16 protein-coding genes are annotated in these 16676 nt (G+C 71.0%); 11 read left to right on the top strand and 5 right to left on the bottom strand.

Annotation, left to right across the window (positions count from 1 at the left end; genetic code table 11):
- Positions 1 to 213 precede the first annotated feature (213 nt).
- Positions 214 to 804: a TetR/AcrR family transcriptional regulator gene (locus tag AB0D49_RS37260; RefSeq protein WP_362767084.1), complete on the top strand. Its 591-nt coding sequence runs from the start codon at positions 214 to 216 to the stop codon at positions 802 to 804.
- A gap of 92 nt (positions 805 to 896) precedes the next feature.
- Positions 897 to 1109 (top strand): DUF4287 domain-containing protein, encoded by a 213-nt coding sequence (locus tag AB0D49_RS37265; RefSeq protein ID WP_362767086.1) that lies wholly within the window; start codon positions 897 to 899, stop codon positions 1107 to 1109.
- Between the two features lie 7 nt (positions 1110 to 1116).
- Here the strand turns inward: AB0D49_RS37265 and AB0D49_RS37270 are convergent, their stop codons facing one another.
- The 4 genes from AB0D49_RS37270 to AB0D49_RS37285 are packed head-to-tail and all read right to left on the bottom strand — an operon-like array spanning position 1117 to position 4336.
- Positions 1117 to 1914, bottom strand: a complete 798-nt coding sequence (locus AB0D49_RS37270; RefSeq protein WP_362767089.1) for a class I SAM-dependent methyltransferase — start codon at positions 1912 to 1914, stop codon at positions 1117 to 1119.
- Positions 1915 to 1965: 51 nt separating this feature from the next.
- Positions 1966 to 2973: a transporter gene (locus AB0D49_RS37275; RefSeq protein ID WP_362767092.1), complete on the bottom strand. Its 1008-nt coding sequence runs from the start codon at positions 2971 to 2973 to the stop codon at positions 1966 to 1968.
- Positions 2970 to 3875, bottom strand: coding sequence for an ABC transporter ATP-binding protein (locus tag AB0D49_RS37280; RefSeq protein ID WP_362767094.1), 906 nt, complete (start codon positions 3873 to 3875; stop codon positions 2970 to 2972). The genes AB0D49_RS37275 and AB0D49_RS37280 overlap by 4 nt, the downstream gene beginning before the upstream one ends.
- Positions 3872 to 4336: a GntR family transcriptional regulator gene (locus AB0D49_RS37285; protein ID WP_362767097.1), complete on the bottom strand. Its 465-nt coding sequence runs from the start codon at positions 4334 to 4336 to the stop codon at positions 3872 to 3874. The genes AB0D49_RS37280 and AB0D49_RS37285 overlap by 4 nt, the downstream gene beginning before the upstream one ends.
- A 342-nt stretch (positions 4337 to 4678) precedes the next feature.
- Between AB0D49_RS37285 and AB0D49_RS37290 the strand changes: the two genes are divergently transcribed.
- Positions 4679 to 6604: an NAD-binding protein gene (locus AB0D49_RS37290; protein WP_362767100.1), complete on the top strand. Its 1926-nt coding sequence runs from the start codon at positions 4679 to 4681 to the stop codon at positions 6602 to 6604.
- A gap of 69 nt (positions 6605 to 6673) precedes the next feature.
- Here the strand turns inward: AB0D49_RS37290 and AB0D49_RS37295 are convergent, their stop codons facing one another.
- Positions 6674 to 8149, bottom strand: a complete 1476-nt coding sequence (locus AB0D49_RS37295; RefSeq protein ID WP_362767103.1) for an RICIN domain-containing protein — start codon at positions 8147 to 8149, stop codon at positions 6674 to 6676.
- Positions 8150 to 8693: 544 nt separating this feature from the next.
- On the opposite strand from AB0D49_RS37295, the gene AB0D49_RS37300 reads away from it, so the two are divergent.
- From AB0D49_RS37300 to AB0D49_RS37335, 8 genes are all read left to right on the top strand, one after another.
- On the top strand, positions 8694 to 9950 hold the full coding sequence (locus tag AB0D49_RS37300) for a helix-turn-helix transcriptional regulator (protein WP_362767106.1): 1257 nt from the start codon (positions 8694 to 8696) through the stop codon (positions 9948 to 9950).
- 121 nt (positions 9951 to 10071) lie between these two features.
- Positions 10072 to 10263: a hypothetical protein gene (locus AB0D49_RS37305; RefSeq protein ID WP_362767109.1), complete on the top strand. Its 192-nt coding sequence runs from the start codon at positions 10072 to 10074 to the stop codon at positions 10261 to 10263.
- Positions 10264 to 10537: 274 nt separating this feature from the next.
- Positions 10538 to 11041 (top strand): hypothetical protein, encoded by a 504-nt coding sequence (locus tag AB0D49_RS37310; RefSeq protein WP_362767111.1) that lies wholly within the window; start codon positions 10538 to 10540, stop codon positions 11039 to 11041.
- 59 nt (positions 11042 to 11100) lie between these two features.
- Entirely contained in the window at positions 11101 to 11943 is an 843-nt protein-coding gene (locus AB0D49_RS37315; RefSeq protein ID WP_362767114.1) for a DUF4097 family beta strand repeat-containing protein, read from the top strand.
- Between the two features lie 45 nt (positions 11944 to 11988).
- Positions 11989 to 13011, top strand: a complete 1023-nt coding sequence (locus tag AB0D49_RS37320; protein WP_362767117.1) for an ATP-binding cassette domain-containing protein — start codon at positions 11989 to 11991, stop codon at positions 13009 to 13011.
- A complete protein-coding gene (locus AB0D49_RS37325; RefSeq protein WP_362767120.1) occupies positions 13008 to 13799 on the top strand; it encodes an ABC transporter permease in 792 nt (263 codons plus the stop codon). The genes AB0D49_RS37320 and AB0D49_RS37325 overlap by 4 nt, the downstream gene beginning before the upstream one ends.
- Positions 13800 to 13909: 110 nt before the next feature.
- The gene (locus AB0D49_RS37330) at positions 13910 to 15136 is read left to right on the top strand and encodes a helix-turn-helix transcriptional regulator (protein ID WP_362767123.1); all 1227 of its coding nucleotides are present in this window, start codon (positions 13910 to 13912) and stop codon (positions 15134 to 15136) included.
- A gap of 273 nt (positions 15137 to 15409) precedes the next feature.
- Positions 15410 to 16666, top strand: a complete 1257-nt coding sequence (locus tag AB0D49_RS37335) for a transcriptional regulator (RefSeq protein WP_362767126.1) — start codon at positions 15410 to 15412, stop codon at positions 16664 to 16666.
- The last annotated feature ends 10 nt before the right edge of the window (positions 16667 to 16676 follow it).

The following is a 16676-nucleotide window of genomic DNA, read 5'->3' on the forward strand; positions in this document are numbered from 1 at the left end:
GTCCACGTTCCCGCCCCCGCCCCCGCCCCCGCCTCCGGCCCTGTTTCCAGGTTCGACACAGCAGACCCTCCGGACTCTCCCGACACGACCGCATGGGCTTGCATGTGCTTGCATGGCCGTGCATGGGATGGCAACTCTTACTTTTGGGACTCCAGTGTCCCATTTTCGAGTATGCAAGTTCCACAGTGAGGTGTCCATCGATATATTCGGCACATGAGCACGCCGTCCGCCGCAGAGTCAGGTACACGCCATCGCACCCGGCGTGCGATCCTCGACGCCGCCGCCGCGGTGCTGGCCCGGGACCGCCGGGCGACCCTCGCGGAGATCGCCAAGGCCGCCGATGTCGGCCGCAGCACCCTGCACCGCTACTTCCCGGACCGGGACCAGCTGCTCCACGCGGCGGTCCTGGACTCCCTGGAGCTGATCGACAAGGCGGTCCGGGACGCGGCGCCCGAGCAGGGGCCGCCCGCCGAGGCGATGCGCCGTCTGGTCACCTCGGTGGTCGGGGTGGGCGACCGGATGCTGTTCGCGTTCGGCGAGACCCAGCTGCTGGAGGACGCCACCAGGGACCTCGCGGAGGACGAGGGCGAGGCCACCGAGCGGCTGGTGCTGGAGCTGATCGAGCGCGGTCAGCGCGACGGGGTCTTCGACAGCGGGGTGTCGGCCGCGTGGATCATGCAGGTGATGTGGTCCCTGGTGTACGCGGGCGCGGAGTCGGCCCAGCTCGGCACGCTCCCGGCACCGGGCATCACGGCCCATGTGGTGCGGGCGCTGGAGGGCGGGGTACTGGCCCGGAACGTGTGACGCGGCACACAGCCGGGCGGCGATGACTTCTCGTACGCCCGGCCGTCTACCTTCCCGACAGACACCGCCGTACGGATGAAGGAGCCATCGTCATGGCCGACGCCGCCCCCGCCAAGGGTCCCGCCTTCTACTTCCCCGCCATCGAGAAGAAGTACGGCCGCCCCGTGGAGGAGTGGAAGCAGCTGATCCGGGCCGCGCTGCCGGCCAAGCACATGGAGCTGGTGAAGCTGCTGAAGGAGGAGCACGGGGTGGGCCACGGGCACGCCAACGCGCTCGTCGCCCACACCCTCGCGGAGACGGACTAGGACGGCACTAGGGCAGCGGGGAGCGGCTGACCCGGATCTTCGACTGGCCGTGCCTGCGGGTCTCCCAGTCCGCCATGAACCGGGCGTGCAGCCCATGGCTCCCGGCCAGCTCCAGCAGGGTCTCGGTGCGGTAGTAGAAGTCCTCCCGCAGGACCTGGTGCTCGGTGCCCTCGGTGCGGTCGAAGGTGAAGTCGAAGAACCCGGCCGGGGTCAGCACCCGCCCGACATGGGCGAGGCACTGGTCGATCAGCTCGATCGGCGAGTGCGAGAAGACGCTGTGCGCGTGGACGACGTCGAAGTGCGCGTCCGGCAGGAAGTCCAGGGTCAGATCGCCGGTGATGGTCAGATGCGGCAGCTTGTCCTGGAGCCCGCGCTCGGTCAGCGTGCGCTTCGCGGCGACCAGGATGTCCGGCGAGATGTCGATGCCGTAGTAGCCCCCGGTGTCGAGGTGGTCGATGAAGCGCCAGCCGCCGCGCAGATTGCCGCAGCCGATGTCCAGCATCCGGTGACCGGGGCGCAGTCCGTGCTCGACGAGATAGTCGAACTGCATCTGCCCCAGGGCCAGCCACCGGTCATGGGTCTTGCTGCCCACGGCGGCCTCGGGGCTGCGGCGGGTGTCGGAGGCCATCACGGCCCGGTAGTAGCCGACGTGGTCGGGGTGCTTCACCCGCAGCCAGGCGTCCCGGGTGGCCCGGCGGACATAGGGCACGACCTTGGCGGGGTGGCGCAGCGCGTACCCGGCCTTGTGGGTGAGCGAGGCGCGATTGCTGCGCAGCTTCTGCGGCGACTTGGCGTCTGCGGGCATGACTGAGTGACCTCCGTGCGATGGGGACGATGAAGAGGGAAGACGTAGGCGTCAGGATGTGCGGCGGCGCAGGAGCAGCAGTGTGGCCAGGGTGAGCAGCAGCGCGGCGACGGCCAGGACGCCCGTGTCGAGCCACTGGAACGCCCAGTAGTCGGCGGGCGGATTGGCCTCGTAGTAGCGCGAGACATACCCCTTGCCGGTCATGCACTGTCGCAGTTCGGGGCCGGACACATAAGGACAGTTCAGGACGGAGTCACGGCGGCCGTCGGCGGTGATCAGCCCATAGGTGCCGGTGGACCACTTGTCGCCCATCGGCGGCTTGGGGGCGATGCCTTCGCTGAGATACGAGCGCGGGGGGACCAGCGCCCGGGTCTTGTGGGCGAGTTCGAGCAGGATCACGGTCAGCCCGGTGGCCAGCAGGGTCAGGCCCATCGCGGCCAGCACCCGCCGGGTGAGCAGGCCGAGGAAGGTGCCCACGGCCAGTCCGAAGAGCGCGGCGGCGACGACCCGGGGCCCGGAGCCGCTGAGCGCGGTGGTCTCGTACCAGAAGAGGCCGTAGCTGCGGTCGGCGGCGGGCTCGCGCCACCAGGAGAACACCGTGGCGAGCAGCCCGGACCCGGCGACCGCGCAGACCGCGGCGAGTCCGAAGCGGGCGGCGAACCACTGGACGCGGCTGATGCCCTGGGACAGCACCATGCGGTGGGTGCCGAGTTCGAGGTCGCGGCCGAGCAGCGGGGCGCCCCAGAAGACGCCGATCAGCACCGGCAGAGCGATGTTCAGCAGCCCCAGGTACTGGAGCGGGGCGATGTCCAGCAGCAGCGGGAGTCCGTCGCCGGGGCGGGAGCAGTGCAGGGGGCCGGTGCCGCAGTGGTCGAACCGGCCGGTGGCCAGGTCGTCGAGCATCCCGGCCCGGGAGTACGCGGCGACGGCGGCGGCGACCAGCAGCACGGCGGCGCCGACGGCGACCGGGACCCGCGCCTGCCGCCAGGCCAGCCAGAGCGCGCCCCGCGCGGTGTGGCGCCGGACGGCGGCCCGGCTGGGGACGGACGTGGTGCTCACGCGGCCACCTCCGCCGGGGCGCCGGGGACCCGGCCGGGGTCGTCGCCGTGCAGATGGGCCATCAGGACGTCCTCCAGACGGGGCCGTTCAAGGTGCCAGCCGTCGAGGAGCGGGCCGCACCGCCGGATCAGCGCGGTGAGCTGCCGCCCGCTCGTCCGGCGGCGTACGACGATGTGGTCGGCGAGGTCACCGGCGCGGTCGGCGCGGCCGGTGACCTGGGCGTGCGCCTCGCGCAGCGCGTCGGCGTCCTCGCACAGGGCGGCCCGGCCGTCCTTGAGCAGCACCACCCAGTCGCAGGTCTGCTCCAGCTCGGGCAGGACATGGGAGGAGAGCACGATGCTGGTGCCGTGCTCGGCGGCCTCGGTCATCAGCGCCGCCATGATCTGGTCGCGCACCACCGGGTCCAGGTCGGCCAGCGGCTCGTCCAGGAGGAGCAGTTCGGGGCGCTTGCCGAGCGCGAGGGCGAGGGCGACCCGGGTACGGCGGCCGGGCGACAGCTCGCCGAGCCGGGCGGTGAGCGGGATGTCCCCCTCGGCGACCAGGCGTTCGGCGGCGGCCGGGTGCCACACCGGGTTGAGCCGGGCGCCGAGGCGCAGGGTGGCGCCGACGGTGAGCCTCGGGTACAGCGGCTTGTCCTGGGTGACCAGGGCGACCCGGGTCCGGGCGGCGGTGGTGGCGGGCGCGGTGTCCAGTACCCGTATCTCCCCGGCGCCGGGGCGCAGCAGCCCGCCGGCCAGGTGCAGCAGGGTGCTCTTGCCGACGCCGTTGCGGCCGACCAGGGCGGTGATCCGGCCACGGGGGACGGTGAAGTCACAGTCCCGCAGGGTCCAGGGGGCGCGGCGGCGGTGGCGGAATCCGAGCCCTGTGGCGCGCAGCGCGGTGGGCGCTTCGGGCGCGGTCATGCGTTCTCCTGGTGTTGTGCGGGATGTTTCGGTGGGGCGGACGGGCCAGGTGACCCGGATGGGTCGGCCGGTCCGGGCGGAGCGGCGTCGTACGCGTCCAGTGCCGCCGTGACCAGGGCGAGCACATCGGCCCGCTCCAGTCCGGCGCGGCGGGCGCGGGCGGTCCAGTCGGCCAGCTCGGCGCGGAGCGGGGAGTCGTCCTCGGCGCCGGGCCGGGCGAGCGACCGCGTCACGAAGGTGCCGAGGCCGCGGCGCAGCTCCACCAGCCCGGCCGCCTCCATGTCGCGGTAGGCCCGCAGCACGGTGTTGGGGTTGACGGCGGTGGCCGCGACGACCTCCTTGGCCGTCGGCAGCTTGTCGCCGACCGTCAGTGTGCCCATGCGCAGGGCCCGTTCGGTCTGCTCGACGATCTGCACATAGGCCGGGACGCCGCTGCCACGGTCGATCCGGTACTCGACCACGTCACCTTCGCTTCTTCCATAGTTCCACTAATGAATTAGCACAAGCATGGAAGGGGGACCGGGCCGCTGTCAAACGCCGGTGCGGAGGTCCGACGGGGGCGGGGTTGCTGCCGCGCCGGGGTGCCCGCTGGAACCGGCGTTCGCCCTGCGGCAGTCTGGGACGTTGTGGCGAGCATTCCTGGACAGGGGTCGGGGTCGGGCGCGGGGACAGGAGCCGGATCGAGTACGGGGCCGGGATCGGGAGCGGGGCCGGTACCCGGGGCGCGGCCGTCGCCGGGCGCGCGGGCGTCGCCGGGGACACGGGCGGCGGCGCGGCCGGGCCCGGGACCGTCGGGCGGTCCGATGATCGTCTGCGGCGACGACGGTCTTGCGCACCGCCTGGCCGCCGAACTCCGCGGGGTCTACGGCGAACAGGTCACCCTCGTCGTACCTCCGACCGGTCCCCGGGTACGGCCGCCGGTGGTGGGCCGGGCGCGGGCGGCGTCGGCGGCGCTGCTGGACCGGGTGGGCGCGGCGGTGGGCGGCCGTTTCCCGGTGACCGCGGCGGGAGTGGTGGCCGGGGACGGCGCCGGGGAGCGGGTCGTGGAGGCGGGCGAGCCGACCGAGGCCGTGCTCGCGGAGGCGGGCGTGGACCGGGCGACGGCGCTGGCGCTGGTGTACGACGACGACGAGACCAACATCCGGGCGGCGCTGACCGCCCGCCGCCTCAACCCCCGGCTCCGGCTGGTGCTGCGGCTGTACAACCGCCGCCTCGGCCAGCACATCGAGGACCTCCTCGACCAGGCGTCGGCGCTGGCGACCGGCGCGGACGGGACGGGCGGCCCGCACGGTCCGGACGCCGGGGACGCCACGACGGTGGTCCTCTCCGACGCCGACACGGCGGCACCGGCGCTGGCCGCGACCGCGCTGACCGGCACCAGCAAGGTGGTCCAGACGGACGGGCTGCTGCTGCGCGCGGTGGAGCGGCATCCGCCCGCCCCGGGCCAGGTCGCCGACCCGGGCCTGGCGACCCTGGCGCTGCTCTCCTCGACCAGCAACGACCCGGCGGGGGCGGACAGTTCGGACGAGAGCGGGGAGCACGGGCCGCGGCTGCTGCCGGACGCGGCGGCGGTGCGGGCGGCGACCGGGCGGGCGACGATCGTGCTGGAGCAGGTGTCGTACTCGGGCCCGCAACTGCCCACCGCGCGGACCGGCGTACCGCTGGCGTCGCTCTTCTCGCGGCGGCTGCGCTGGACGCTGGCGGGTCTGGCGGCGTGTGTGGTGGCCCTGGCCGTGGCGCTGATGGTGGCGACGGACGACCATCCGCTGCACGCCACCTACATCACCCTCCTCAACCTGTTCGCGATCAACGAACCGGCCGTGCGGGCGTCGGTCGGGGAACAGGTCCTCCAGCTCCTGTCCGGACTGGTGGGCCTGCTGATGCTCCCGGTGCTGCTGGCGGCGGTGCTGGAGGGGCTCGGCACGTTCCGTACCGCGTCGGCGCTGCGGAAGCCGCCGCGCGGGCTGAGCGGGCATGTGGTGCTGCTGGGGCTGGGCAAGATCGGCACACGGGTGCTGACCCGGCTGCGCGAGCTGCACATCCCGGTGGTGTGCGTGGAGGCGGACCCGGAGGCGCGGGGCATGGCGACGGCCCGGCGGCTGCGGGTGCCGGTGGTGCTCGGCGATGTGACCCAGGAAGGCGTCCTGGAGGCGGCGAAGATCCACCGGGCGTCCGCGCTGCTGGCGCTGACCAGCGTGGACACCACCAATCTGGAGGCGGTCCTGTACGGCCGCTCGCTCCGCTCCCGGCTGCGGGTGGTGCTGCGGCTGTACGACGACGACTTCGCCACCGCCGTGTACCGCACCTTGCGGGCCGCGCACCCCGACGCCCTGACCCGCAGCCGCAGCGTCTCGCATCTGGCGGCCCCGGCCTTCGCGTCGGCGATGCTGGGCCGGCAGATCCTGGGCGCGATCCCGGTGGAGCGGCGGGTGCTGCTGTTCGCGGCGCTGGAGGTGGACGGCCAGCCGCAGTTGGAGGGCCGTACGGTCGCGGACGCGTTCCGTCCCGGGGCGTGGCGGGTGCTGGCCCTGGACACGGACGCGGCGGGCCGCCGCCGCGCCGGGGACCAGGGCCCGACGGGCGGCGGCACGGGCGGTGTCCCGTCGGGCCTGGTCTGGGATCTGCCGGACACGTATGTCCTCAAGTCCGGTGACCGGGTGATCCTGGCGGCGACCCGCCGGGGCCTGGCGGAACTGCTGGGGAGGGGCGGGTCGGCGCCGGCCCGCTGACGCCGGGCCGGAGCGGACGGGCGGTGGCGTCCGGCGCCGGAAGATGGGCACCGGAGCCGGAAGCTGGGTCTACGGCGTCGTCACCGCCCGCCGCCACCGCTGGTTGTCGCCCCCGTTGCAGGTCCACTGTTCGAGGGCGGTGCCGTCGGCCGTCGACTGGTTGACGACGTCCAGGCACTTGCCGCTGTGCCGGGCGACGAGTTCGACATGACCGGGAACGGAGGTGGAGCGGACCTGCCACTGCTGGGAGAGGGCCGCGCGGCAGGTGTTCTGCACGGCGTAGGCGCCGTCGGCGGTGGACCCTCCGGCGATGTCGAGGCACTTGCCGCTGTGCCGGGCGATGATCTGGACGTGTCCGGTGCCGAGGTCGCGGAGCCAGAAGTGCTGGTTGACGCCGGAACCGCAGCCCCACTGCACGAACTGCGCCCCGTCGGTGGTGTCGAAGCCGCCGACGTCCGCGCATCTGCCGCTGTTGCGGACGGTGAGGGTCTCCCAGGGCCCGTCCATGCCGGTGATGGTCCCGGCGGCGGTGTCGATGGTGAGGCGCGGGGAGTAACTCATGCTCATGGTGGTGCTGGTGGGGAAGGCGAGGGGCAGCCAGACGTACTGCGAGGCGTTGACGTTCGCGCCCATGGAGTTGCCCCAGCGGTCGCCCATGTAGAGGTAGCTGGTGCCCCGGGTCCCCTGCACGGGCAGGACGTACGCGGTCTGGCTGCGGTAGGTGGTGGAGTCACCGACGTCGCTCAGCCCGCTCCACGCCCCGGTGACGCTGCTGGCGGTGGCGTACTTCTGCTGGTTGGGGGCCCAGCCGGAGGCGCCGGAGGTGAGCAGGAAGTAGACGTTGCCGCGCTTGAAGAGGGCGGGGGCCTCGCGCGACTCGCCCGGCCAGAGCCGCTGGACCTGTTCCTGGACGGCGGTGTAGTCGGCGGTGAGCCGGTAGATGTGCAGGTCGGCGTTCTCGTTGGCGGCGGAGATCATGTATCCGGTGCCGTCGGTGTCGACGAAGGTCGTGATGTCCCGGGACATATGGCCGAGCGGGCGGAAGCTGCCGCGCCAGGTGTAGTCGCCGTCGACGGTGGCGGAGACGGCGACGGCGGCACGGGCCTCGCCGTAGTCGGAGCCGTTCTCCTTGTGCATCCACATCACGAACTGCCGGGTGGCGCGGTTGTAGATCACCTTGGGGCGCTCGATGTTGGCGACGGCGAGTTCGGGGTCGGTGGCCTGGGTGAGGACGTGGTTGCGGAACTCCCAGTTCTTGAGGTCGGTGGAGCGGTAGGCGGAGACGTACCGGAAGGTGTTGTCGTCGTTGCGGTTCTCGCCGAACCAGTAGTAGTACGCCCCGACTTTGATCACTCCGCCGCCGTGCGCGTGCACGGGTTCCCCGTCGAGATCGGTGAACTGGCCTCCGTTGGGGACGGGTCGGGGGGCGGACTGGGCGGGGGCGGTGACGGTGAGCAGGGCGAGGAGCGGAAGGAGGGCGAGGAGAAGGACGCGGGGTACGGGACGTATGGGTCTGGTGGGGTTGATGTGACGTACCGAGCGCATAGGGGTGTACCTCAAGGGTGTCGTGGAGCTGCGCGGGCGCGGGTGAGTACCGGTGCGGGCCGGTGCGTACCGGTGGCATGACCGGGAGGTCGGGATCACAAGGAGCCGACGACAAGAGCTGACGGCATGTCATGTTTACGTAAACATGATGTTGCGGGAAGTTTGCGAGCGTGGCGGGACACTGTCAAGGACTTGGACGAGACCGGTTGATTGCTGCACTTCAGCGACATGTTTACGTGAACATCACCGGGGGCGGTGAGCGTGGCCGACGGGGGTCAACGCAGAGTGAGCACCAGAGCGCAGAGCACCGGCGCGCCCGCGAACGGGACGCATTCGCCGACCTGCCGATAGCCCCAGCGTGCATACAGGGCACGGACCTTGGGGTGGTCGCGGTGGACGAGGAGGGTGGCGCGTTCCTCGGGGCGGCCTGTGAGGAGGGCGTCGTGGATACGGCAGGTGTCAGGTCCCGGTGTGTGATGGGCCGTGCGGAGTGCGCCGCTCGCCCTACCCTGAATCCGACGAATCCGCCAGAAGGGGCGTGCCCATGGCTCAGGACGTTACTCCGGACCCGTACGCCGACCCGCTGAGGTTCGGCCAGCGCGCGCAACTCCTGCGGGAGCGGCGCGGGATGACGCAGACGCAGGTCGCCGATCTGCTCGGGATGTCCCCGCACACCTACCGGAAGATCGAGAACGGTCAGCTGAAGGCTCCCGGGCTGGAGACGGTGATACGGATCGCGGAGGTGCTGCGGGTGCGCAACCTCGCCGAACTGACCGGCCGTCCGGAGACGGACGTCGATCTGTTCACCGGCCCGGGTCACCCCCGGCTCGCCGCCGTGAAAGCGGCCGTCGACGACTTCGCGCTCACCCGCGCCGACACGGCCGTACCCCCGTCCGCCGCCGGTCTCGACGCCCGGCTGCGGGCCGCGTGGCGGACCCGGCACGCGTCCAGGAACCACCGGGAGGCGATCGGCGCGCTGCTGCCGGAGCTGATCCGGGACGCCCAGACGGTCGTCCGGCTGGCGGACCGGGCGCCCGAACGGCGGGCCGCGCAGGCGCTGCTGGCGGAGGTCTACGCGCTGGCGCAGTTCTTCCTCGCCTACCAGCCCGACGCCTCCTTGCTGTGGCGGGTCGCCGAGCGCGCGATGATCGCCGCCCGGGAGAGCGAGGACCCGCATGCCGTCGGTGTCGCGTCCTGGCTCCTCGCACAGGCCCACCGCGACAGCGGACCGCGCCACTACGACACGGCCGACACCATCAACCGCGAGGCGGTCCGCTTCCTGGAGCCGCTGCTGCCCGATGCCCCGGTCGAGGTGCTGGCCGTCGCCGGGGCGCTGGAGTTCGAGCTGGGCTACACCGCCGCCCGCCGCCGGGAGTCCGGCACCGCGTGGCGCCACTGGGACCGGGCGAGCGGGATGGCCGCGCGGCTGCCCGCCGAGTACGCCCACCCGGTGACCAGCTTCGGCCGGGCGGTGCTCGGCGCGCACGCGGTGACGGTGGCCGTCGAACTCCACCAGGGCGGCGAGTCGGTACGGCAGGCGGCCCGCGCGGACCGGACCGCCATCAGGTCCCGGCCCCGGCGCGCCCGGCACCGGATCGAGGAGGCCCGGGGCTACCAGCTCGACAACCAGCCGGACGTGGCGGTGGCGTCCCTGGAGAAGGCGTACGAGGCCGCGCCGGAGACGATCCGCTACAACGGGTACGCCCGCGCGATCCTGCTGGAGCACCTGGAGTCGCCCCGCGCGCCGCGCCGCCGCCGTGCGGCGGAACTCGCGGGCAAGGTGGGCCTGTTGAGCGCCTGAGCGTGGCGACCGGATCCCGGTCGGCGACCGCGGGCGGGCGCCCCTACGGTCGTGGGCGTCGGACCCCGGCGAGGCGGCGAGACCTCCCGGGGTATCCCCCACGCCCCCAAGGAGCGTCGACATGACGCACGCCATGACGCCGTCCACGGCGAAGATGACGATCGAGATCTACACCGTCCGCCCCGACGGCACGGTCACCGCCCCCCGCACCACGGTGATCGTCCCCCACGAACCGGACCCCCGGCTCGTCCCCTTCACCACCCACTGGGCGCCTTGCGCCTGCCCACGGCACCGCCCGGCGGGCACGCGATGACCGTCGCCGCCCGGCGCCGCCACTGAACCCGGCTACGGCGCCACATGGCGCCACATGGCCACATGCGGCGCCACGCAGTGGCATCAGGCGCCAAATGAGGCGCATAGTCCGCTATGCCCAGCGCCCACGCACGCCACCACCCCCCTTGGCGCCACCTCGCCCGCCACAATTTTTATCGAGTTCGCGCAGCTCAGAGACCTGGGCGCCGCCCTGGCGGCATCACCGGCGCCAATCGGGGTTGCTTATGGCGCCATCGAGGTGCCATGATGACGTCATGAACCTCACCCCGTACGTCGACACCCTCCACCGCGAACTCGCGGTGGCCGCGCAGGCCGACGGGGACGATGTCCGCGAGCTGGTCGAGCGGCTCATCGCTCCTCTGGAGTCCGCGACCCGGCTGAGCATGCTCAATCTGCTCTCCGCCGCCATGGACGAGATCACCCGCGACCTGGCCCCCGGCTCCGTGGAGGTACGGCTGCGCGGGCTGGACCCCGAGTTTGTTGTGACGCCACCGGCGGGCGAGTCTGGCGCCATCGCAGAGCCACTGCCCGCGCCGGTGCTGGACGGTGACGACACCACCACCGCCCGGATCAATCTGCGGCTGCCCGGCCGGCTCAAGACACGGATCGAGGACATCGCCGGGCGCGAAGGGCTCTCGGTCAACGCCTGGCTCGTCCGGGCCGCGGCCACCGCCGTCGACGGCGGCGCGGTCGCCGGACCGCGGGCGCCGGAGCGGCCCCTCAGCATCGGACACAGCTTCAAGGGCTGGACTCTCTGACCCCGCCCGACCCCTATCCATCCATCACCACCCCACCAAGCCAAGAGGACGACACCGCCATGCCTTCTTTCGCCACTCCCGCCGCCATCTCCGTCACCGCCCACGTCGAGGCCGGTTCCGTCCGGTTCACCGCCACCGACCGCGCCGACACCGTCGTGGACGTCACGCCCCGCGACCCGAAGAAGGAACTCGACGTCCGGGTCGCCGAGCAGACCGAAGTCACCTACGCCGGAGGCGTACTGACCCTGCGCACCCCCAAGAGCGGGCTGTTCGGCCGTACCGGCGTGGTGGACGTCTCCGTGGAACTGCCCTCCGGTTCGGCCGTCGAGCTGACCGGCGCCTGGACCCAGGTCCTCGGCGAGGGGCGGCTCGGCGAGGTCCAGGTGAAGACCTCCTCCGGCGATGTCCGGCTCGACACCACCGGCCCGCTCCGGCTCACCGCCTCGCACGGCTCGATCGCCGTGGACCATGTCGAGGGCGGCGCCGAGATCGGCACCAGCTCCGGCAGTCTGCGGGTCGGCACGGTCGACGGGCCCGCCGTCCTGAGCAACTCCCACGGCACCACCACCATCGGCGCCGTCACCGGCGAACTGCGGGTCAAGGGCGCCAACGGAGACATCGACATCACCCGCGCCGCCACCTCGGTCACCGCCACCACCGCCCACGGCACCCTGCGGGTCGGCGAAGTCGCCTCCGGGACGGTGGAGTTGCAGACCCAGTACGGGGCCATCGACGTCGGGGTGCGGCACGGCACCGCCGCCTGGCTCGACATCGACGCCGGGACCGGCCAGATCCGCAACGGCCTCGCCGCGTCCGACGCCCCGCAGCAGCCCGAGCACACCGTACGGGTCCACGCCCGCACCCGGCACGGCAACATCGACGTCCGCCGCGCCCGGGTCTGACCGCGCCCTCCCCCTCCCCCTCCACACTCCGGAACGGAAACCGCCATGCCCTCCGCCGCCCGCTCCACCCCCGCCCACCCGGACTCCGGCGCCCTCGCCGTCGCCGCCACCGGGCTCCGCAAGTCCTACGGAGACAAGTCCGTCCTCGACGGGATCGACCTCACCATCCCCACCGGGTCCGTCTTCGCCCTGCTCGGGCCGAACGGGGCCGGGAAGACCACCGCCGTGAAGATCCTCTCCACCCTGATCCGCGCCGACGGCGGCGAGGCCCGGGTCGCCGGTCACGACCTGACCCGGGCACCTCAGTCCGTACGGGCCGCGATCGGCGTCACCGGACAGTTCTCCGCCGTAGACGGGCTGATCACCGGCGAGGAGAACATGCTGCTCATGGCCGATCTGCACCACCTCGGCAAGACCGAGGGACGCCAGGTGACCGCCGAACTCCTCGAACGCTTCGACCTCACCGACGCCGCCCGCAAGCCCGCCTCCACCTACTCCGGCGGGATGAAGCGCCGCCTCGACATCGCCATGACCCTCGTCGGCGACCCCCGGATCATCTTCCTGGACGAGCCGACGACCGGACTCGACCCACGCTCCCGGCACAACATGTGGCAGATCATCAGGCAGCTCGTCACCACAGGGGTCACGGTCTTCCTCACCACCCAGTACCTGGAGGAGGCGGACCAGCTCGCGGACCGGATCGCCGTGCTCAACAACGGCAAGATCGCGGCGGAGGGGACGGCGGAGCAGCTCAAGCGGCTCATCCCCGGCGGCCATATCCGGCTCCGGTTCACCGACCCCGCCGCCTACCGGGCCGCCGCGACCGCCCTGCGCGAAGTCACCCGGGACGACGAGGCACTCGCCCTGCATCTGCCCAGCGACGGCAGCCAGCGCGAGCTGCGCTCCCTGCTCGACTGGCTGGACTCGGTAGGGATCGAGGCGGACGAACTCACCGTCCACACGCCCGACCTGGACGACGTCTTCTTCGCCCTGACCAGCACCTCCCCCACCACCTCCGTCCCCGGCCAGACCCGCCCCGCCGGTCACTCCAAGGAGAACGCCCGATGAGCAGCTCCCTGTCCCTCGCCCTGCGTGACTCGTCCACGATGCTCCGCCGGAACCTGCTGCACGCCCGGCGCTACCCGTCCCTCACCCTGAACCTGCTGCTCACACCGGTGATGCTGCTACTGCTCTTCGTCTACATCTTCGGCGATGTGATGAGCGCCGGAATCGAGGGCGGCGTAGACCGCTCCGACTACCTCGCTTATGTAGTCCCCGGCATCCTGCTCCTCACCATCGGCGGCACCACGATCGGCAGCGCGGTCTCCGTCGCCACCGACATGACCGAGGGGATCATCGCCCGGTTCCGCACCATGGCGATCCACCGAGGGTCGGTCCTCATCGGGCATGTCCTCGGCAGTGTGATCCAGTGTGTGATGAGCGTGCTGCTGGTCGGCGCGGTCGCCGTCGCCATCGGCTTCCGCTCCACCGACGCCACGATCGTCGAATGGCTGCTCGCGGTGGGGCTGCTGGCCCTGGTGTCCTTCGCGCTCACCTGGATCGCGGTCGGGATGGGCCTGTCCAGCCCGAACGCGGAGGCGGCCAGCAACAGCGCGATGCCGCTGATGGTCCTGCCGCTGCTGTCCAGCGCGTTCGTGCCGGTGGACGCGATGCCGGGCTGGTTCCAGCCGATCGCCGAGTACCAGCCCTTCACCCCGGCGATCGAGACGCTGCGGGGTCTGCTGCTCGGCACGGAGATCGGCCACAACGGCTGGCTGGCGGTCGTGTGGTGCGTGGCGCTGGCGGTCCTGGGCTACTTCTGGTCCAAGTCCCTGTTCCACCGCGACCCGAGCTGATCCAGACCTTCAGTAATGCGAACGGCCTCCGTGTGAGCGGGGGCCGTTCGCCGTTCCTTCACAACTGGCCGGGGGTACCGTTCTGTTGTCGCCGCAGAACGGAGATCAGCATGACTCACGGTACTGGCTTATCGTTCGGCTCCAAGGGAATCGGCCCACGTATCAAGGCCATTCGAAAGCAGCGAGGACTCACACAATCGGGGCTCGCGCAACGCGCCCACGTTTCCTATAGCACGCTGACAAAAGTGGAGTCCGGACACCTTCCCGCTTCTCCGGCGGTGACGGCGGCCTTGGCCCGCGCGCTGCGTGTTCCGGCCACGGAATTGACGGGCCAGCCATTCATCAGACAGCTTCGAAGCGAACAACTTGAAGAGCTGATCCAGCCACTGAGGATCGCCATCGCCAATCCCTTTCATGTAGTTGACCCGGAGACTGAGCCACGCACCCTTCGCGCCCTGTCGGCAGAAGTCGCACAGCTTGAGGAACTCAGACTGTCGGGGCAAGGGGAGATCGGCTCACGCCTACCGGCCATCATCGAGGAACTGATCCACGCCGCCCATATGGCCCCGGCGGGCCGTAAACGCGAACGGGCCTATTGGCTGCTGGCTTCCGCCTACCGTCTCGCCTACACCTTCACCCAGAAACTCGGGTACACCGACCTGGGGATGACGGCCCTTGAGCGCCTGGAGGTAGCCGGTAGCCGTTCCGGTGACCCTTGCCTGGCCGGAACGGTGTCAGCCTGCCGAAGCGTCTTCTTTCTGCACAGCGGCGCGCACGACCTTGGTCTGGCGGACGTCCGCCGAGTGCAGACGCAGCTCGAAGAATCAGCGGTACGTGGAGAGCGCCGAGCCATCTACATGATGGGGCACATGCACCTCAAAGCCGCGGTGCTGCACGCGCGAAAGGGCACTGTCGGAGCTGCCGCCGCCGCTACCGGCCATGTACAGGCGGCCTGTGAGTACGCGGATCGACTGCCGCCGGGATTCGACCCCTACGGCATGATCTTCGACAGCACCAACGTCGAACTCCACAATGTGTCGATCCACGCCGACCTGGGGAATTTCGGAACCGCGGTAGAAGAAGGCGAGAAGGTTGCCTTCCCTCACGCATGGGCCAAGAATCGCGAGGCGCACCACCACATGGACATGGCCAGCAGCTACGAGCGGTTGGGAAAGAGGAAGAAGGCCCTCAGCTCACTGCTCCAGGCCCGATCGGCTGAAGCCGTCCAGACGCGCTACCACCCCACGACGAGAGAGACGGTACTGGCGCTCCTGAGAGTGCGGGGCACTCCGTCACCCGAGCTGCACAGCTACGCCAGATGGGTGGGGGCGGCGTAGCACCTCTCCACGCCTTCCGCCCCGGACACCTCGCGGCTGACGATCGGGACGTACCGGGTCCGCCTGGACCGCAGTTGGTCTACCGGCCCGCGGACTCCGCTGTCTGGTCGGTGCGCCTGTTCCAGCGCAATCCCAGACGCAACCCCAGATGATCCCGGCGCCCGTGATCGCGCGCCGCAGCACGACGGGACCCGCGGATGCGGGGACCGATCGCCGTTCCCCCGCAATGGGCGAGGGGTACCGTTCTGGTGTCGCCGCAGAACGGAGATCAGCATGTCTGACCCCACCGACAGTGCGTCATCACTCACCTTTGGGCAACGCGTGCGCCGGGCGCGGATACGCGCGGGAAAGAGTCGGCCGATCATCGCCGACCGCATGGGCCAGTCCACGGAATGGGTAAAGGCGATCGAGACAGGCCGTATCGGTATGCCGCGCCTTCCCAAACTGCTTCGCCTCGCTCAAGCGCTCGGCGTCGAAGACATCACCGAACTCACCGGTGACGACCGGATAACCGCAGTCACCTATGCGAAAGCCGAACACACGACGCTGCCTCTTGTGAAGCAGGCACTGACCAACTTCCCTCTGAAGCCCGCCGACCGGCAGCCCGAGCCCGCCGCCGTGCTGGTCGCCCACGTACGCGAGGCATGGAAACTCTGGCACTCGACCGACCGCCGCTCCGGCCCCCGGGACCGTATCGAGGGCAACCGCACCCGGCTGGGAAACCTGCTGCCGTCGCTGCTCGCCGACACCCGGCACAGCGCACGCGTCCTTGAAGGGGCCGACCGTCGGCGCGCGCTGGTAGCCCTGACCGAGACATACCACCTCGCCCAGCTCTTCCTTTCCTTTCAACCGGCAGCGGATTTGATCACGCTCACCAGTGATCGGGCCATGACCGCCGCGATGGACGCCGATAGTCCGCGAGCAATTGCCGGAGCGGCCTGGTACGTCAACCATGTTCACCGGGATGCCGGGGAAGTCGCGGAAGCCCGGGTGGATATGGCCGAACAGGCGGTTTCCCTTCTGCCGGACGGTGAAGATCCGGAGCATCTCGCCCGCCGGGGAGTCCTTTATCTGGCGGTCGCCTTGTCGTATGCGAAGACAGGGCAGGCCGGGGACGCGTGGCGTTACTGGGACAAGGCCGATTCCGTCGCGCGGACGTTGGGTGACAGCTACTCGCATCCCTGGCTGATCTTCGGGCGTGGCATCGTCGATGCCTACGCGATCACCATGCACAACGACTTGATACAGCCTCACCGGGCTCTCGAAGTCGCGGATGCCCTGGATCTCAACGGCATTCCATCGGCCACCCGCCGGGCGTATCACCTCATCGAGACGGCTCGCGCCTACGGCATGTCGGGCGAACGACTGGCCGCGGTCTCCCTGCTGAAGAAGGCGTACGAGACATCGCAGGAGACGATCAAGTACAACCTGCATGCCCGTGCGGTGCTCCCGGACCTCGCGAAGTCCGGCCCCCGTCTCGTCCGCGACGACGCGCAGACCCTCGCACGGGACTTGTGCGTGCCCGTGTGATCGCGCGAGA

This window comes from Streptomyces sp. NPDC048290 (genome assembly GCF_040652095.1).
Lineage (GTDB): Bacteria > Actinomycetota > Actinomycetes > Streptomycetales > Streptomycetaceae > Streptomyces.

Excerpts from the sequence above, each read along its gene's own strand:
- AB0D49_RS37290 (WP_362767100.1), top strand. The coding sequence starts at position 4,679 with ATGATCGTCTGCGGCGACGACGGTCTTGCGCACCGCCTGGCCGCCGAA.
- AB0D49_RS37330 (WP_362767123.1), top strand. The coding sequence starts at position 13,910 with ATGACTCACGGTACTGGCTTATCGTTCGGCTCCAAGGGAATCGGCCCA.
- AB0D49_RS37300 (WP_362767106.1), top strand. The coding sequence starts at position 8,694 with ATGGCTCAGGACGTTACTCCGGACCCGTACGCCGACCCGCTGAGGTTC.
- AB0D49_RS37260 (WP_362767084.1), top strand. The coding sequence starts at position 214 with ATGAGCACGCCGTCCGCCGCAGAGTCAGGTACACGCCATCGCACCCGG.
- AB0D49_RS37295 (WP_362767103.1), bottom strand. The coding sequence starts at position 8,149 with ATGCGCTCGGTACGTCACATCAACCCCACCAGACCCATACGTCCCGTA.
- AB0D49_RS37315 (WP_362767114.1), top strand. The coding sequence starts at position 11,101 with ATGCCTTCTTTCGCCACTCCCGCCGCCATCTCCGTCACCGCCCACGTC.
- AB0D49_RS37305 (WP_362767109.1), top strand. The coding sequence starts at position 10,072 with ATGACGCACGCCATGACGCCGTCCACGGCGAAGATGACGATCGAGATC.
- AB0D49_RS37335 (WP_362767126.1), top strand. The coding sequence starts at position 15,410 with ATGTCTGACCCCACCGACAGTGCGTCATCACTCACCTTTGGGCAACGC.
- AB0D49_RS37320 (WP_362767117.1), top strand. The coding sequence starts at position 11,989 with ATGCCCTCCGCCGCCCGCTCCACCCCCGCCCACCCGGACTCCGGCGCC.
- AB0D49_RS37280 (WP_362767094.1), bottom strand. The coding sequence starts at position 3,875 with ATGACCGCGCCCGAAGCGCCCACCGCGCTGCGCGCCACAGGGCTCGGA.
- AB0D49_RS37270 (WP_362767089.1), bottom strand. The coding sequence starts at position 1,914 with ATGCCCGCAGACGCCAAGTCGCCGCAGAAGCTGCGCAGCAATCGCGCC.
- AB0D49_RS37265 (WP_362767086.1), top strand. The coding sequence starts at position 897 with ATGGCCGACGCCGCCCCCGCCAAGGGTCCCGCCTTCTACTTCCCCGCC.
- AB0D49_RS37310 (WP_362767111.1), top strand. The coding sequence starts at position 10,538 with ATGAACCTCACCCCGTACGTCGACACCCTCCACCGCGAACTCGCGGTG.
- AB0D49_RS37325 (WP_362767120.1), top strand. The coding sequence starts at position 13,008 with ATGAGCAGCTCCCTGTCCCTCGCCCTGCGTGACTCGTCCACGATGCTC.